At 37.3% G+C, this 14,695-nt stretch carries 16 protein-coding genes and 1 riboswitch; of the genes, 6 read left to right on the forward strand and 10 right to left on the reverse strand.

Annotated elements, in window-relative coordinates:
• Positions 1-6: 6 nt before the first annotated feature.
• Positions 7-1,893 carry a squalene--hopene cyclase gene (gene shc / locus AC6CHV_RS00650; RefSeq protein ID WP_498077873.1) on the reverse strand — a complete coding sequence of 629 codons (1,887 nt, stop codon included), beginning with the start codon at positions 1,891-1,893 and terminating at the stop codon, positions 7-9.
• Between the two features lie 72 nt (positions 1,894-1,965).
• Here shc and AC6CHV_RS00655 point away from each other — a divergent pair, with 72 nt between their 5' ends.
• Complete coding sequence (locus AC6CHV_RS00655; RefSeq protein WP_498077874.1) at positions 1,966-3,105, forward strand: DUF2515 family protein; 1,140 nt, start codon at positions 1,966-1,968, stop codon at positions 3,103-3,105.
• On the forward strand, positions 3,032-3,487 hold the full coding sequence (locus AC6CHV_RS00660; protein ID WP_341331732.1) for a CBO0543 family protein: 456 nt from the start codon (positions 3,032-3,034) through the stop codon (positions 3,485-3,487). The genes AC6CHV_RS00655 and AC6CHV_RS00660 overlap by 74 nt, the downstream gene beginning before the upstream one ends.
• A gap of 23 nt (positions 3,488-3,510) precedes the next feature.
• On the opposite strand, the gene AC6CHV_RS00665 is transcribed toward AC6CHV_RS00660, so the two are convergent.
• The 4 genes from AC6CHV_RS00665 to AC6CHV_RS00680 form a co-directional block, all read right to left on the reverse strand.
• Positions 3,511-3,669, reverse strand: a complete 159-nt coding sequence (locus AC6CHV_RS00665; protein WP_341331731.1) for a hypothetical protein — start codon at positions 3,667-3,669, stop codon at positions 3,511-3,513.
• Between the two features lie 15 nt (positions 3,670-3,684).
• Entirely contained in the window at positions 3,685-4,131 is a 447-nt protein-coding gene (locus tag AC6CHV_RS00670; protein WP_341331730.1) for a DUF5392 family protein, read from the reverse strand.
• 402 nt (positions 4,132-4,533) lie between these two features.
• Complete coding sequence (ybaK, locus tag AC6CHV_RS00675) at positions 4,534-5,019, reverse strand: Cys-tRNA(Pro) deacylase (RefSeq protein ID WP_341331729.1); 486 nt, start codon at positions 5,017-5,019, stop codon at positions 4,534-4,536.
• Between the two features lie 92 nt (positions 5,020-5,111).
• On the reverse strand, positions 5,112-5,630 hold the full coding sequence (locus AC6CHV_RS00680) for a YfiT family bacillithiol transferase (RefSeq protein WP_498077875.1): 519 nt from the start codon (positions 5,628-5,630) through the stop codon (positions 5,112-5,114).
• 140 nt (positions 5,631-5,770) lie between these two features.
• Between AC6CHV_RS00680 and AC6CHV_RS00685 the strand changes: the two genes are divergently transcribed.
• Positions 5,771-7,015: a TolB family protein gene (locus AC6CHV_RS00685; protein WP_341331727.1), complete on the forward strand. Its 1,245-nt coding sequence runs from the start codon at positions 5,771-5,773 to the stop codon at positions 7,013-7,015.
• Positions 7,016-7,039: 24 nt separating this feature from the next.
• On the opposite strand, the gene AC6CHV_RS00690 is transcribed toward AC6CHV_RS00685, so the two are convergent.
• Genes AC6CHV_RS00690 through AC6CHV_RS00700 form a run of 3 tightly spaced genes read right to left on the reverse strand, consistent with a single transcriptional unit; the run spans position 7,040 to position 8,614 of the window.
• The gene (locus AC6CHV_RS00690; protein ID WP_341331726.1) at positions 7,040-7,435 is read right to left on the reverse strand and encodes a secondary thiamine-phosphate synthase enzyme YjbQ; all 396 of its coding nucleotides are present in this window, start codon (positions 7,433-7,435) and stop codon (positions 7,040-7,042) included.
• Between the two features lie 21 nt (positions 7,436-7,456).
• Complete coding sequence (locus tag AC6CHV_RS00695) at positions 7,457-7,660, reverse strand: zinc ribbon domain-containing protein (RefSeq protein ID WP_121448601.1); 204 nt, start codon at positions 7,658-7,660, stop codon at positions 7,457-7,459.
• Positions 7,661-7,717: 57 nt separating this feature from the next.
• Positions 7,718-8,614, reverse strand: a complete 897-nt coding sequence (locus AC6CHV_RS00700; RefSeq protein ID WP_341331725.1) for a TIGR01777 family oxidoreductase — start codon at positions 8,612-8,614, stop codon at positions 7,718-7,720.
• Between the two features lie 150 nt (positions 8,615-8,764).
• Between AC6CHV_RS00700 and AC6CHV_RS00705 the strand changes: the two genes are divergently transcribed.
• A complete protein-coding gene (locus AC6CHV_RS00705; RefSeq protein ID WP_341331724.1) occupies positions 8,765-9,622 on the forward strand; it encodes a nuclease-related domain-containing protein in 858 nt (285 codons plus the stop codon).
• An 819-nt stretch (positions 9,623-10,441) separates the two neighbouring features.
• Here the strand turns inward: AC6CHV_RS00705 and AC6CHV_RS00710 are convergent.
• Together AC6CHV_RS00710 and AC6CHV_RS00715 are read right to left on the reverse strand one after the other, a co-directional pair.
• Positions 10,442-11,017 carry an ECF transporter S component gene (locus AC6CHV_RS00710; RefSeq protein WP_121448604.1) on the reverse strand — a complete coding sequence of 192 codons (576 nt, stop codon included), beginning with the start codon at positions 11,015-11,017 and terminating at the stop codon, positions 10,442-10,444.
• A gap of 164 nt (positions 11,018-11,181) precedes the next feature.
• A riboswitch (FMN riboswitch) is annotated at positions 11,182-11,311 on the reverse strand.
• Between the two features lie 109 nt (positions 11,312-11,420).
• Positions 11,421-12,422, reverse strand: coding sequence for an MsnO8 family LLM class oxidoreductase (locus AC6CHV_RS00715; protein ID WP_498077876.1), 1,002 nt, complete (start codon positions 12,420-12,422; stop codon positions 11,421-11,423).
• 197 nt (positions 12,423-12,619) lie between these two features.
• On the opposite strand from AC6CHV_RS00715, the gene AC6CHV_RS00720 reads away from it, so the two are divergent.
• Together AC6CHV_RS00720 and AC6CHV_RS00725 are read left to right on the forward strand one after the other, a co-directional pair.
• Positions 12,620-13,870: an Nramp family divalent metal transporter gene (locus AC6CHV_RS00720; RefSeq protein ID WP_498077877.1), complete on the forward strand. Its 1,251-nt coding sequence runs from the start codon at positions 12,620-12,622 to the stop codon at positions 13,868-13,870.
• 112 nt (positions 13,871-13,982) lie between these two features.
• Positions 13,983-14,690: a YetF domain-containing protein gene (locus tag AC6CHV_RS00725; RefSeq protein WP_498077878.1), complete on the forward strand. Its 708-nt coding sequence runs from the start codon at positions 13,983-13,985 to the stop codon at positions 14,688-14,690.
• Positions 14,691-14,695 lie beyond the last annotated feature (5 nt).

The raw sequence follows: 14,695 nt of genomic DNA on the forward strand, positions 1-14,695 counted from the left end.
GTTCTTTTAGCTTTTTTTGGGATACTTCTTTTGATAGTGTGAGAGTGCCAGTAACGGGAATATATACCGGTAGCTGTGATAGTGAATATAAAAATCTCCTGCCATCCCCTGCCCTTTCGGATAGTTTGTCGTCCAGTCATCTCGGTCTACATTTTCAAGAAGAAATCGAATCCCATTATCAATGGCTTTTGTTCGTTTTTCACTTACTGAAATAAGGGCATCCAGCGCCCAGGCGGTATGTGTTAATGTACTTGTTTTTAATGGAACATATTTATTTTTACTATCGCTCCTACAAGATTCACCCCATCCTCCATCCTGATTTTGAATGGATTCAAGCCAGATAATCGCTTTTTTTATAGCCGAATACGTTGGTAGCACACCAACAGCTCGTAATCCTGTAACCGCTCCCCATGTTCCGTATATATAACAGATTCCCCATCGCCCATACCATGAGCCATTTTCCTCTTGGTTGTTTGTTAGCCATCTTATGGCTGATTTTATAGAAGGATGATCTTTAGGCAGATTTGTATATTTCCCCAGATACTCAAGTGTTCGGCCAGTTACATCTGCTGACGATGGATCTGTTAAAATATATTCTGCTTTTTCGATCGGTAACAAGCTTAGTAGCTTACTATCCGTATTTTTTTCAAAAGCCGGCCATCCCCCATCATCGTTTTGCATGGTCATAAGCCATTGTAATCCAAGTTGCCAAGATTGTCTGTTAATGGGCTCTTTTTTTATCGTTCTTGCTATTGATCTCAGTGAAGATGTTGTATCATCCACATCTGGGTGTATGGTGTTCATGTCTGCAAAACCCCATCCTCCAGGAAGAGCTGTTGGATTCTGGATTGCCCAATCCCCATACTTGTAATGTTGCCGATTAAATAAATAGTGGTTTGCTTTTTTAATCATTGGATCTGATGCTGGTACCCCTGCTTCTTGTAAAGCATACCCAAGAAGCGAAGTATTCCATATATCTGCAGTGGTATATTGCATATGAGTTTGGCCATTTATTTCGGTTTTCATTGTCTTTAAGCCGTTAACCGCATTTCTAATCAATAGATGATTTTTAGGATAGCCCAAGGAAAGTAAAGCAAAAATCATGAGAAATGTCGAACTAAAATAACCTAGAAAAGTTCCATCAGGTTCTATCCGGCGTAACATGTATTGTCTTGCTTGTTCAATTGCTAATTGGTGAAGATGTGTAGGTAACCCAATTAAACCTTTGACTGCCTGCTGAATTCCAGAGTAAAATGACCGCCATTCGGGTGAATGTCGAAATTCAAAGACATCTTCTTCTCTTTTACTAGTTAATTCAGATAAATCTGGACTATTCTTTGTTCTAAGTTGAAATTTTTTATCAGCAAGAATCATAATCGGAGTGAGATTTGCCCTGCCGAATTCTGAAAAACTATAAAAATGGATAGGAAACGAAGTGGGAAGTAGAATTATTTCAAGTGGTAGCGGAAAAAATGTTGGCCACTTTTGCTGCCCTGTTAAGGCTAGCATGAATTTTGTGAACATATGGGATTTCTTAAGACCTCCATTTTTCACGATAAACGATTTCGCACGTTTCATTCTTGGGTCTGTTTTTTTAATAAGACCTGAGTATAGAAGTGCATAATATGCCTCCACAGTAGCGGATAAATTTCCATCTCCTTCATCATAAAAAAGTTTCCATGCCCCATTCTTTTCTTGCCTACTTAAAATCCTTTCTGTTAATTGTTGAACTAACTTCTCATCATTTATTTCAAGGCTTCTTAATAAGATAATCATATAACAATCGGTTGAAATTCCTGTTTCAAACGGATACTTCCATGAGCCATTTGGAGACTGGTCCTTCCTAACTTTTTCAATCAGATCATGTAATTTGATATTAACCTTGTCTAACATAAAACACCTCCCTTCAACCTACTCCATACATATTCAGCGGAATCCGCGAGCATTCATAGAGGAGGTCAACAGATGTGCAAATTTTTCCAAAAGAAGAAGCTTCCACTCTCTGAATCTCTTTTGCAAATCAAAAAAGCGCTTAAAAGACGTCAAAGACAAAAAATGATGCCACCACTGTCAGTAGAAGAGCAGTATTTGATTCAGCGAATACATGCGATAACGGGAAGTCTCAATTTAAATAATATTACGAGGACAAAAGCATATCTGGATTTCTATCATGCTCACCCTGAAATCCATTGGGCATTCCTTGGACATATGGTGTCCAGGAATGGAGGGTGGAATATGACAGATTTAAAAGGTGGCCAGCTTTCAAGATTGTTAACACAGAAAGAAACAGAGTCTTATTTTTCTTTTTTGGAACGTGGGAACTGGTTAATTTTTCAGGATGCTTTTCCACAATTCTTACTCTATGAGGCTAGTAAACAATATCGGCGAAATTTATTTTACCTGCTCCCTCATTTTCATGTTTCGATTTTTATGGAAACGATGTGGAATTATTTCTGGGTGAAACAAGACACATATCTATTAACAATGGCTCAAATAATTAACGAGCAAAGCTATCTTGAAAAGCGAATCATATCTAACAGCACGTATAAAAAAGAGGTCCTCGATACAGTGCAATTTAAGTTGCAGGATTTATTCGATTTAAACCATATTCTTTTTCCGTTCGAAGAAAAAGGAAAAACTTACTTGATTGGTCAAACCCTCCATCACTTTAAAAGTGTTCGAGAACGTATTTTGTTAGGAAAACGATTGTATGCCATTTTATTTAGGGATAAAGAGAGGCTGAAACAAGTGGAGATGTGGGCTAATAAAGTCCAACATACAGGGTCTAGAAAGGATTACTGGCCGCATATTTTTAATCAAGTGGATGAAGGCTTGCCTGGTACATTATTAAAATCACGTGTGAGATCCTGTGAACTTACAAAAGGTTCTCCAAGAATATATAGTCCGCGATTAGAATTGGCTTGGAAAAATAGAAAACATAAGCCTGTTGAAATTGGGGATTGGTATAAGGATTGGGAAGTTATTCATTACCTTATGGATGATCACGAAAACGTAGATGGAGAGATACAAAATGAATATTGTAAAACGCTTGAAAAATTCGAACTCGCAGCAATTGCTAAGAAGGCCATTTCCATTTTGGATTAATTTTGGCCTATTAGTTACCGTCCTTTTTGGTACTCTTATAGGGACATATCTCGACCTATATTTTGTTGGTAAAGGCTTGTACTCTTTTCCGAAGCGTCCTTTTCCTGAAGTGTTTTCCGTTAATGTAGGATTTACCCTACTAGGTTTACCAGTAATGTTAGTTGTATTTCTTTCGATCTGTCAAAAACTGAATTTGTTTGGAAAGCTTGTTGCTGTGTTAGTACTTGCTTCTACCATGGCATGCGGAGAAAAAATGTCTGAAGACTTCGGCTGGTTTGTTCACGATATATCTTGGAAACATGATTATTCACTTTTTGGATATACAGTCTATTTATTACTAATGCTTGTTGTTTATTATGTTGTAACTACGAAAAAAACCTGACTCAAAAGGGTCAGGTTTTGTCTTTATGATCCTAAAGCAAGTTTGCTTCTTTTTTTACTTAGGGATGCATTTACTCCTTGGCTCTGCAACTTAATTAGGATTTGGTGGATTGTTTTTTTCGTCATTGCTTTTTTTGCGGGTGCTGTTTCCTTCAACTTTCCTTCGGCAATAGGTTCTTTCATATTTTTAAGACTCCTTTAGGAATAAAGATTTCGATTTTCTCTTTGTTTTTCCTCATTTAAAAATTCAATAAAAAAATGTAGAGCAAGCTTAGGCTGACTTTGTAGTCTCGAAATATAGTCTTTTTGACGCCCTTCTGTTACAACATCACTCTTTTTAATTCTTTCAATGATATATTCGGAGGATATATCCTCAATTTCTTTTTTCTTAAATTTTGCTTCCTTTGATAATGCAAATCCAATAGCTCCGAGTATTGCATATATAACAAGTGATGGAATTGCTTCATTTGTAAACGGCATGAAAAATAATAAGAATCCTAAGTTGATAAGTGAAATCGTGATCAATGGAAATGACCAGAATATATATTTAGAGGTTTTATCCATGATCGGACTAATTTTCTTATGTAGCTGCTCAAGCTCCTTCGTAATAAATAATGGGAAATTTTTCGTTGTAAATATATTCATTATGAACTCCCCTTCCTTTTAAGTGGATGAGAAAAAGCCTATATCTTAATGATATAGGCCTCAAAAGACAAAAAAGACCTATACCGTATTATTGGTAAGGTCTTGCTAACAACATCATAGTTGCCAACAAAGCCGAGAGAACGATTCTCTGTATTGACGACTTTGCTGTTAAAGCTACTCCCCTTAAGGATATTAAGTTTAAATATTTGATACTCATATATTAACATATTAGCGTTTTCCCAACAACCCTTTAAAGATATTGAGAGGGAAATCTTCTCATTTAGGACTTTCGTTTCTTCAAAAATATCAGACGATCCACTAAAAAAACCTTCCGACTATGGAAAGTTTTGATTGAATTCATTTATTGAGTTTTTCGAGGATTGTGTCACGGTATGGTACTTCTTACGCTTTAATGATATCTGCGATACTACCATTAGTGGTGGAAATTAGGTCATCTACTTTTATCTCCACTTGCACTCCGATTTTACCTGCACTTACAACAATACGATCAAGATCGTTAGAATGTTCGTCAATAAAAGTTGAATATGTTTTTTTCATACCAATCGGAGAACACCCACCTCTAATGTATCCTGTATGTTTTTGGATATCCTTAACCGGTATCATCTCTACTTTTTTAACACCGGATACGGTTGCTGCCTTTTTAAGATCAAGTTCTTCCTCTACTGGAATCACGAACACAAAGATGTCCTTTGTATTGCTGTGAGCAACAAGTGTTTTATAGACCAGTTTGGGGTCTATTCCGACCTTTTTTGCCACAGAAACCCCATCAATTTTTCCATCATTGCCTTCATAGGTATAGATTTCATATGGAATTTTTTTTGAATCTAAAATTCTCATGGCATTTGTCTTTGTTTGTCCCTTTGCCATTATTTGACCTCCAATAAATATATGTAGGTTTATGATAATTAAAGTTGATCGGAAAAGCTATGCTTTTAATGGCACCGCTTTTCCTGAAAATTTTAGCAGCCTTTCCTTGTAGACAATGTTGTGATATGTGCAAGATGATGATTACCATGCCAAGCGCAGAATCCTAAAAATACACCCAGTTTCATTTCGCCACCTTCTGGATGAACATAGGTCAATTGGAAATCGCCCTTTCCGAAGTTTTGTAGAAGAGTCACCCATCGCTTGTGAACACCTTCGATAATCGCTAATGAAGCATCAACTGGTAGAGTCGAATCTGCAAGCTTTGCCCACTCGGCTTCGTCATACGGTTTAATAACTGGATTATTTTCTGTTGCGGCTAATTTAAAACGAATATATGAATTCATCGATGCGTCTGCAATATGGTGAACAACCTGTCTAAGTGTCCATCCACCTTCACGATAAGGTGTGTCAAGCTGTTGGTCTGACAATTCATTCACTGCTGCCCTCACCAATCCTGGTAATTTCTCAATCTCCTTAATCCAATTGGTGATTAATTCTTCTGTTAAATCCCCCTGAAATTGGAATTCTCCTATCGGATAACGTTCATCCATCCATATTCCCCTCCTAAAGAAATTCAAAAATGTAAGGCTTATTCCCATTTTAACAAATACTTGGAAAAATTTCTGCTACACATACTCCGAGGATTTTAGATAGAAATTAAGGTATATATGAGAAAAAAGGAGGAATTTAGATGTATCGATATTTGATAATGACAGTTTGCTTACTTTTGTTTGTTCCTATCCCTATCTTTGCAGAAAGCCAACATTCTATAAAAGCAAGTTTTATACGAGATGGTGATGTTTGGTTATTCATGAATGACAAAGAAATTCAAATTACTTCATCAAAAAATGTATACTCAAAGCCCTCTTGGTCCCACGATGGAAAGTGGATTTTATATCAACTCTCTACACCATCAGAGTTTGAAAAGGACCAACAACAATCTGAGATATGGGCTTATCATGTAAAAACTGGTGAGAAACAGAAATTATTCTATGATGGCTATGCACCAACCTGGTCTCCGACGGATAATGTGGTCGCTTTTAATGCTAGTGGAATCCTAGATATCTCTGATCTTATCCGTTTCTATAATATTGCAACAGGTGTGCATGGCTTCAGTTGGCTTCCAGATGGAAGCGGCTTCCTCCTTTCTTCCTCAGGTGTGTTGCAGCCTGACGGATGGACAAGCGCGACACTTTATACCAAAAAGGTAAACGATAATTACCATGACATTGATTTATATGGTGGGGTTGAACGTTTTTTTCAACTTCCGCGAGAAGTTGGAACAACGAAAGAAAATAAATTAATTGCCGTGTATGCGGATCATTTTGAATACTCACCAAGTAAAAAATGGATCTCGTTTATCGTTTCTCCTACTGCATCATGGTCAATGGACAGCAATATGCTTTGCGTGATTGATAGCAAAGGGGAAAATTTTGAAGTATTGGATGAAATTATTTTCGGAGTAGGAAAACCGAAATGGTCCCCAAGTGCAGATACACTTGCGTATATTGCGGGTGGCGGAAGAATTGTCTTTGGCTTTAAAAACAAAGATTTAAAGGTTCGGGAAATGCCAGTTTCAAGTACGTATACTCCAGCAGACTACGCAGAATTGGACTTTGATTGGCTATCAAACGAATCGATTGTTGTCTCTCGTGTCCACGAACAGGAATGGACCAATGATTTTAGCAAGCATCCCCGTCCTTATCTTGTTCGTATTGATTTAAAAGCAAATAATCAAATAAAAATAACCGAACCTCCAAGTGGTGTTGGAGACTTTAGTCCACAATTTGTCCCTTCTATTAATAAACTGGTATGGACTAGAGGCGCATCTATCCTTGATCATAAAAGAACACTTTGGAAGGCAAATCCTGATGGTACTGATGCTAAGGAGTGGATTCACGATATAGATGAAATTGTTTTTTACAACGGTGAATAGGCGAATCTATCAGGATTCGCCTTTTTATATGATTTTCACATAAAAGGTACGTGTTCGTGGACCATCAAACTCACAAAAGTAAATACCTTGCCATGTCCCTAAAAGTAAACGTCCTTCTGTCACAATTACGTGTTGTGATGCGCCAACAGTACTTGCCTTCAAATGAGCTGCAGTATTTCCTTCCATATGACGGTCTAGCTCATGATGCCATGGGTAGACCTCATCGAAACGACGTAACATATCCCGTTTCACATCAGGGTCCGCATTTTCATTTATCGTTATTCCAGCTGTAGTATGGGGGCAATATACGACCACTACGCACCCTTTCATTCCACTTTGATCAACTACCTCTTGGACTTTATCTGTTACATCTATCATTTGGTCTCGCTTATTTGTTTGTATAGTGAACTGTTGCAACATGATTAATTTGTCTCCTTCATATTATCCAAAGAATAAATCAAGTATGTTTGATGCTTTCGAAGAATCCCTGTTGTAAAACTCAGAGTATCCACAATTCTTACAAAATACCACAGTAAAACGATTATTTTGTATATCTAACATTTTTGTAATCCCTGAACCTGTCATCGAAACATCCTTCGTTCCGGCATTCGTACTCCCACATTTAACGCAACCTTTACTTTGCATAAAATCTCCTCCATTACGTTTTAATAGTATTATTTACGGTTATATGGGAAAATAGTTTCAACATTTTTGATTTATTATTTGTGCAAGAGCCTGGTCGATTGTGGGATAGCTAAAAATAAAACCTTCTTTTACAAGGCGTTCTGGAATAACCCACCTACTTTTTAAAATTAGTTCCGTTTCCGTTCGAATAAAAATCGCACCAAGTTCAAGAAGCCAAGCTGGTGCAGGCAAACCTAGTTTCCGATTGAAAGCTCTTTTAAGTGCATTCATCAAATCACGATTTGTAATAGGGTTCGGTGTTGAACAATTAAATACCCCTGATAAGTGGTTGTGTTCCTGAATGTAAAGAATGATTTTGAACAAATCCTCAATATGAATCCAACTGAATCTCTGAGTTCCAGGACCCTGAATTCCACCTAGTCCAAAGCGAACTAAATTTTTATAAGGTATCATTACCCCTCCATCTGAACCAAGGACGATCGAAATACGTAGTGCTATTTGCCTTGTTTTCGGTAATATAAAGGAAAAAAAGGCCTCCTCCCATCTTTTTGCTACTTCCACTGAGAAACCACTACCAATTTCCCCGTTTTCCTCGGTCATCGGTCTGTCCTCCGCGTGGCGATAGATAGTAGCTGTACTAGAATTAATCCATAAGGAGGGTGGATTGTTACATTCTTTTATTGCATCCCCCAATAGTTTTGTCGTTTCAGTTCGTGAATTGAGAATTTCTTGTTTGTTTCTCTCATTGTATCTGCAATTGACGGACTTTCCGGCAAGGTTTATCAGCATTTCGGCATCCTCTAAAGCTTGTATAATCCCCGTTTTATCCTTCCACGTTATGTTTGGTGCATTTCTAGAAATAACTTTAACTTCATAGCCAAGTTCAGTGAATTTTTTATTAAAGTAAGTACCCACAAACCCAGTACCACCCGCAAGGACGATTTTCTTTTTCATCGCTCCATCCCCTTTTTGCTGTATGTATAAATAGTTTACCATTTTATGGTGTTGGTTTGGAAAAATGAGTATAATAGATTTGAAATTAAATAGAAAGGTTGTGAAGTATGATTTAAAAGGAACGAACAGAATCTATAGTGATCAGAAATTATGAAATTACTACAAAGTAGAGACGAATTACAAGAAAAACAATATTGTTCAAATCTGTTTAAGGGATATGATGGAGAAGTTTTGTTTGATTCTTATACAAGCAAGTTAGAATGCGAATGTTTAGTAATAAATGATTTATTACTCCAATATAACAACACCACGTTCCAAATTGACACCCTGATAATTACCCCAGACAAACTCTATATTTTTGAAGTGAAAAATTATGAATGTGATTATTTTTTTGAATCAGACATCCTTTACAAGAAACCAAAAAAAGAAATCTACAATCCACTTATCCAGCTTCATCGTAGTGAATCTTTACTACGCCAATTGCTCCAAAGTTATGGTTTTACAATACCGATTCAAGCTTACGTAGTATTTGTAAACCCCGCTTTCACCCTATACCAAGCACCACTTACAAAACCAATAATCTTTCCAACACAATTACATGCATTTTTCCAAAATCTAAATAAGTCGACTGCAATGTTAAATAAGAAACATAAAGTACTAGCGGAAAAGTTAGTTTCATTGCATATGGAGGAGTCCCCGTACAGTACATTACCGAAATATAAGTATAGTGACTTACGGAAAGGGATATGTTGTGTGAATTGTAGATCATTATCTGTGAATATTGTGGGAAGAAAGTGTATTTGCCAAAACTGTGGTAATGAAGAAATGGTTGTGGATGCTGTAAAACGTAGTACGGACGAACTAAAATTACTTTTCCCTGAATTGAAGATCACAACAAATATTATTCATGATTGGTGTCAGATTGTGGAGTCTAAACGACGAATTGGTAGGATATTGGATAAGTTTTATACTAAAAACGGATTGCACCAGTGGACATATTATGATTAATACAACTCAAATAAAACATAAAACTTATAGATTTATTGCATGAGGAACATAACATGAGGTTCATTGATGAGTTAAGTACCTCATCCAGGGTATGAAGTACTTAACTTGATGATCATTGTCGAGTTAAGTTCTTCATCTGGGCTATGAGGAACATAACTTGAGGCTCATTGACGAGAAATGTACTTCATCGAGGGTATGAAGTTACTTAACTTAATGATCATTGTCGAGTAAGTTCTTCATCTGGGCTATGAGGAACATAACTTGAGGCTCATTGACGAGAAATGTACTTCATCGAGGGTATGAAGTACTTAACTTAATGATCATTGTCGAGTAAGTACTTCATCTGGGCTATGAGGAACATAACTTGAGGTTCATTGATGAGTTAAGTACCTCATCGAGGGTATGAAGTACTTAACTTAATGATCATTGTCGAGTAAGTACTTCATCTGGGCTATGAGGAACATAACTTGAGGCTCATTGACGAGAAATGTACTTCATCGAGGGTATGAAGTTACTTAACTTAATGATCATTGTCGAGTAAGTTCTTCATCTGGGCTATGAGGAACATAACTTGAGGCTCATTAACGAGAAATGTACTTCACCGAGTGTATGAGGAACATAACTTAAGTATCATTGATGAGTTAAGTACTTCATCGAGCGCATGAAGAACATAACATAAGCGTCATAGACGAGTTATGTACTTCACCCAGGGTATGAAGAACAAAATTCAAGCCCCGATATGAGTTAAGTACTTCGTTCAATACCCTAGTTATTACCTAAAAACAGGCACCCACAAGTGGGTGCCTGCATTTCAGTACTCTATATCGATGAAGCTTGTTTATTGATCCACGGATGTAAGCGGGTATATAACAACATGAAGATTGTTGCTACGATCAAGCCTTTTAGTAAGTTGAACGGTAGGATTGCGTAAACCACCATTTTAAGTGCCTCTGGTGATGACATCGCCGGAATATTCAAGAAAAAGTTGAATGCCGGTAAGAAGACATAATAGTTAAGAACACTCATGATGATTGCCATCATGGCTGTCCCGCCAATTAATCCGATTGTTAAGCCTAATTTTGTTTTTAATAGTTTAAAAATGTAGTAGGTTGTTAGTACAAAGATTATCCCTGCTACAAAGTTTGAGATGTGACCGACTGGTACACCTGTTTCACTGCCGGTAATAAAATAATCAATCATGTTTTTGAATAATTCAACTAAGATACCGGCCATCGGTCCAAAAATAAGTGCTGCAAGTAAAGCTGGAACATCACTAAAGTCGACGTTCAAGAAGCTTGGGAATGTTGGCAATGGAAAATTGAAGAACATGAGAATGTACGAAATCGTACTCAACATTGCAATTGCCACAAATTGACGTAAAGGTATTTTTTTCATTTTTCTTTCCTCTCCTCTTTTGTCGATCCACCTCAAAAGAAGAAAGGTTCAGCATGTTAAGACATACCCAAATAAAAACCCCCAAGAATGGTTTCTTGAGGGAGTTAAGGTAAAGGCATGCTTAATAAACGTTCAAGAGGTTAAAATTTTTGAACGCGCAGAACCTCCATCTTCTCCCATCCAGACTATACTGTCGGCTTTGGAATCGCACCAAATCCTGCCTTGCGGCTCGCGGGCTTAGAGAATAATCTCATCACCGCCGGTCGGGATTTTCACCCAGCCCCGAAGATAGATCATTATTTAATTATACATTATTTTATCAAGTTTATAGATTATTGTGAAGCAATTTGCTTCTAGTCGCCCAATTATTATAAAATGGTACCTATTTCTTGAGCAAAAGCATTTACTTTCCATCTACAACTTCTTTTAATATCTCATACGAACGTTTTTGTTTATTCGGATCATAGATGTATGAAACGGCCATTAGTTCATCGACATTATATTTTTCCTGGAAGCTTGTTAATTGGTTCCTGATGGAATCTTTGCTTCCTAATAATGTAACACTGGACATAGAAGTTGCCATTTCTTTTTCAGGTTGATTCCAAAGTTCATCCATGTTATCAACGGGTGGCTGTAATGGGGTTTGAGTACCACGAACAACATTTAAGAAAAATTGTTGCATGGTTGTGAGTTCCCGTTTAGCCTCTTCGTCTGTTTCTGTTGCAATTACATTTAGGCAAACCATCATGTATGGAGAGCTTAAATATTCCGATGGTTCAAAACGTTTGCGGTAGATGGAAATCGCTTCTTCCATGAACCGAGGTGCAAAATGTGATGCAAACACATATGGTAGCCCTAATTTGGCAGCCAAATATGCTGAATCCGTTGATGAGCCAAGAATATAGATTGGTACATCTGTACCAACTCCTGGATAAGCTTTTACATAGCCTTGTTTTTCCATTGGTCCAAAGTATGTTAGTAAGGCATTTACATCATTAGGGAACGTATAGACAGAATCATTATGCGACCGTCTTAAAGCACTTGCGGTCATCATGTCGGTTCCTGGTGCACGGCCAAGTCCTAAATCAAGACGGTCTGGATAAATAGTGGCCATTGTTCCAAATTGTTCGGCCACAACAAGTGGTGAGTGGTTTGGAAGCATAACACCTCCCGATCCAACCCGAATTTTTTTGGTGTGTTCTAATGTATGTTTTATTAAAATTGGAGTTGCTGAACTAACTAGTGTGGGTGAATTGTGGTGTTCAGCGATCCAATAACGTGTATATCCCATTTCTTCTGTTGCTTTGGCTAGGTCCACCATTGCATCGATTGCGTCTTTCCCATTCTGTCCTTTGCGAATTGGAGCAAGGTTTAGAACGGAGACTGGTATATTTATATTTGTCATTTTACGAATCCCTTCTTCCATTTTTCCTCAGTCCTATTTTAACAATTGAAAGGTAAGAAACAAACTTTCCTGCTTGAGGAAATATTCCTAGGCATATTCAGACCATTTGCATCAAGTGTATTTATCTAGTGTGTGATACAATTTTAAACTATAGAATTATCGTAATAGTCAAAAAATGTTACAAAGGGGACTAGTTTATGTCAAATCTTCATACACAAATAGATGCACCTACGAGTTATAAAAAGAAATTAGCGATGATTGGGCCAGGTTTTGTTGCAGCTGCAACAGGTGTAGGTACTGGTGATTTGGTAGCGGCATTGGTTGCAGGGGCAGGCTTTGGCTTAGTATTTGTATGGGCAATCATTCTTGGTTCTATTTTCAAATATTTTTTAAATGAAGGTGTAGGTCGTTTGCACCTTGGCACAGGTAAAACGATCATCGAAGGCTGGCAGCAAATGGGAAAATGGGCCACTGGTTATTTCGGTGTGTACTCTGTTATTTGGGGATTTGTGTATGGAGCCGCAGCGACTTCCGCCTGTGCTTTAGCCATGAGTGCGATGTTTCCTGTACTTCCGTTTTGGGCATGGGCTGTTATTCACGCTATCGTAGGATTCCTCCTCATTTGGAGTGGTCGTTATCTCCTATTTGAAAAAGTAATGATGATTCTAATTGGTCTAATGTTTGTTTCTGTAGTTGGTTCTGCAATCTTATTCCTCCCTAGCCTTGGTGATTTATTAAACGGGTTTGTCCCAACTGTTCCCAAAGGTTCTTTTATGCTAACACTCGGACTAATTGGAGGTGTTGGCGGAACAATCACGATGGCTTCGTATGGTTATTGGTTAAGAGAAAAAGGCTGGAAAGGAAAAGAGTGGATTCCGATGATGAGGTTGGATGCAAAGGCAGCCTATTTTATGACTGCGCTGTTCACTCTTTCTCTATTAATAGTAGGAAGTCAGTTCCTTTTTGGTAGTGGAATCGAAATCCAGGGAGAGCAAGGGTTGTATCAATTATCGGAAATGATTGGGGATAAATTTGGTAGCGTATTCACGTGGCTCTTCTTAATTGGATTTTGGGCTGCGGCATTTTCTTCTCTTTTAGGGGTTTGGAATGGGGTTCCTTATCTATTTGCAGATTTTGTACGACTGATGAAAAAAGAACATAATCGAACAGTTACTGAAAAAGACAAAGCCTACCGTGCGTATTTAGCTTGGTTAACCTTCCCGCCAATGCTTCTTTTATTCTTTGGTAAGCCTGTTCAACTAATTATTTTATACGGTGCCCTTGGAGCTCTGTTCATGCCATTTTTATCGTTAAGTTTAATGTGGTTACTTAACTCCAAGCGTGTTGAAAAAGAATATAGAAATAATTTACTATCCAACATCGTATTTGTTGCATGTTTGATTCTGTTCGCAATTTTATCCGTTCAACAATTGGTAGGATTATTCTAGAGCATATAAAAACACTTTCTATTCCCCTGAGATAGAAAGTGTTTTTATTGCTAATAGTTGTAATGTACTTAGTACAAACTAATTAGAAAATTAAGGTTAAGGTGGAGGAATTATGCACTTTTTTGCTTCACAAGAGCATCTCACTGCTGTTGAATGGATTCTCAGAGCTATTGTTGGCTTTGCGTTCTTTATCGTGATAGCTAGAATGATGGGGCAACGAACGATTTCTCAGGTTGGGCTTCTCGACTTTGTTATCGTCTTACTAATTGGAAATATTATTGCTCATCCATTATCAGATGAGGGATTAGGTTTAGAGGGTTCCATGATTACAATGACTGTAATTTTGGTCTTATATTTGATTGGTATTTTATTAAGTTTACGTTCTAATAAGATTCGAAAGTTGTTTATCCCCTCACCTATCCTACTGATTGAGAATGGAAATATACTTTATAAAAATTTAAACAAAGCAAGGATTTCAATTGATGTACTTTTATCAGAATTAAGAATGAAGAGTACGGAAGATGTTCAAAAGGTTGCACTTGCGTTTTGGGAGCCGGGTGGTTCTTTTTCTATCTTCTTAAAGAGTGAACACCAACCGCTAACTCCGAGTACCTATAACAAACCTATTCAACCATTCCAATATCCTAGGACTGTAATTAAGGAGAAAAAGATTGACTATAACGAGCTAAATAAAATTGGTAAAAATGAAGATTGGCTGATACAAAAAATTTCAGCCACCTACAAAAATGTAACATTAAATGAAATTCTTCTTGGAACAATTGATGAAAACGAAAATGTGACAGTATTTTTATACCACTAGTTAAA

It is taken from the genome of Ferdinandcohnia sp. GQ5 (assembly GCF_059759275.1).

Coding starts and splice junctions, on each gene's coding strand:
- shc (WP_498077873.1), bottom strand. CDS start 1,893: ATGTTAGACAAGGTTAATATCAAATTACATGATCTGATTGAAAAAGTT.
- AC6CHV_RS00655 (WP_498077874.1), top strand. CDS start 1,966: ATGTGCAAATTTTTCCAAAAGAAGAAGCTTCCACTCTCTGAATCTCTT.
- AC6CHV_RS00660 (WP_341331732.1), top strand. CDS start 3,032: ATGAATATTGTAAAACGCTTGAAAAATTCGAACTCGCAGCAATTGCTA.
- AC6CHV_RS00665 (WP_341331731.1), bottom strand. CDS start 3,669: ATGAAAGAACCTATTGCCGAAGGAAAGTTGAAGGAAACAGCACCCGCA.
- AC6CHV_RS00670 (WP_341331730.1), bottom strand. CDS start 4,131: ATGAATATATTTACAACGAAAAATTTCCCATTATTTATTACGAAGGAG.
- ybaK (WP_341331729.1), bottom strand. CDS start 5,019: ATGGCAAAGGGACAAACAAAGACAAATGCCATGAGAATTTTAGATTCA.
- AC6CHV_RS00680 (WP_498077875.1), bottom strand. CDS start 5,630: ATGGATGAACGTTATCCGATAGGAGAATTCCAATTTCAGGGGGATTTA.
- AC6CHV_RS00685 (WP_341331727.1), top strand. CDS start 5,771: ATGTATCGATATTTGATAATGACAGTTTGCTTACTTTTGTTTGTTCCT.
- AC6CHV_RS00690 (WP_341331726.1), bottom strand. CDS start 7,435: ATGTTGCAACAGTTCACTATACAAACAAATAAGCGAGACCAAATGATA.
- AC6CHV_RS00695 (WP_121448601.1), bottom strand. CDS start 7,660: ATGCAAAGTAAAGGTTGCGTTAAATGTGGGAGTACGAATGCCGGAACG.
- AC6CHV_RS00700 (WP_341331725.1), bottom strand. CDS start 8,614: ATGAAAAAGAAAATCGTCCTTGCGGGTGGTACTGGGTTTGTGGGTACT.
- AC6CHV_RS00705 (WP_341331724.1), top strand. CDS start 8,765: ATGAAATTACTACAAAGTAGAGACGAATTACAAGAAAAACAATATTGT.
- AC6CHV_RS00710 (WP_121448604.1), bottom strand. CDS start 11,017: ATGAAAAAAATACCTTTACGTCAATTTGTGGCAATTGCAATGTTGAGT.
- AC6CHV_RS00715 (WP_498077876.1), bottom strand. CDS start 12,422: ATGACAAATATAAATATACCAGTCTCCGTTCTAAACCTTGCTCCAATT.
- AC6CHV_RS00720 (WP_498077877.1), top strand. CDS start 12,620: ATGTCAAATCTTCATACACAAATAGATGCACCTACGAGTTATAAAAAG.
- AC6CHV_RS00725 (WP_498077878.1), top strand. CDS start 13,983: ATGCACTTTTTTGCTTCACAAGAGCATCTCACTGCTGTTGAATGGATT.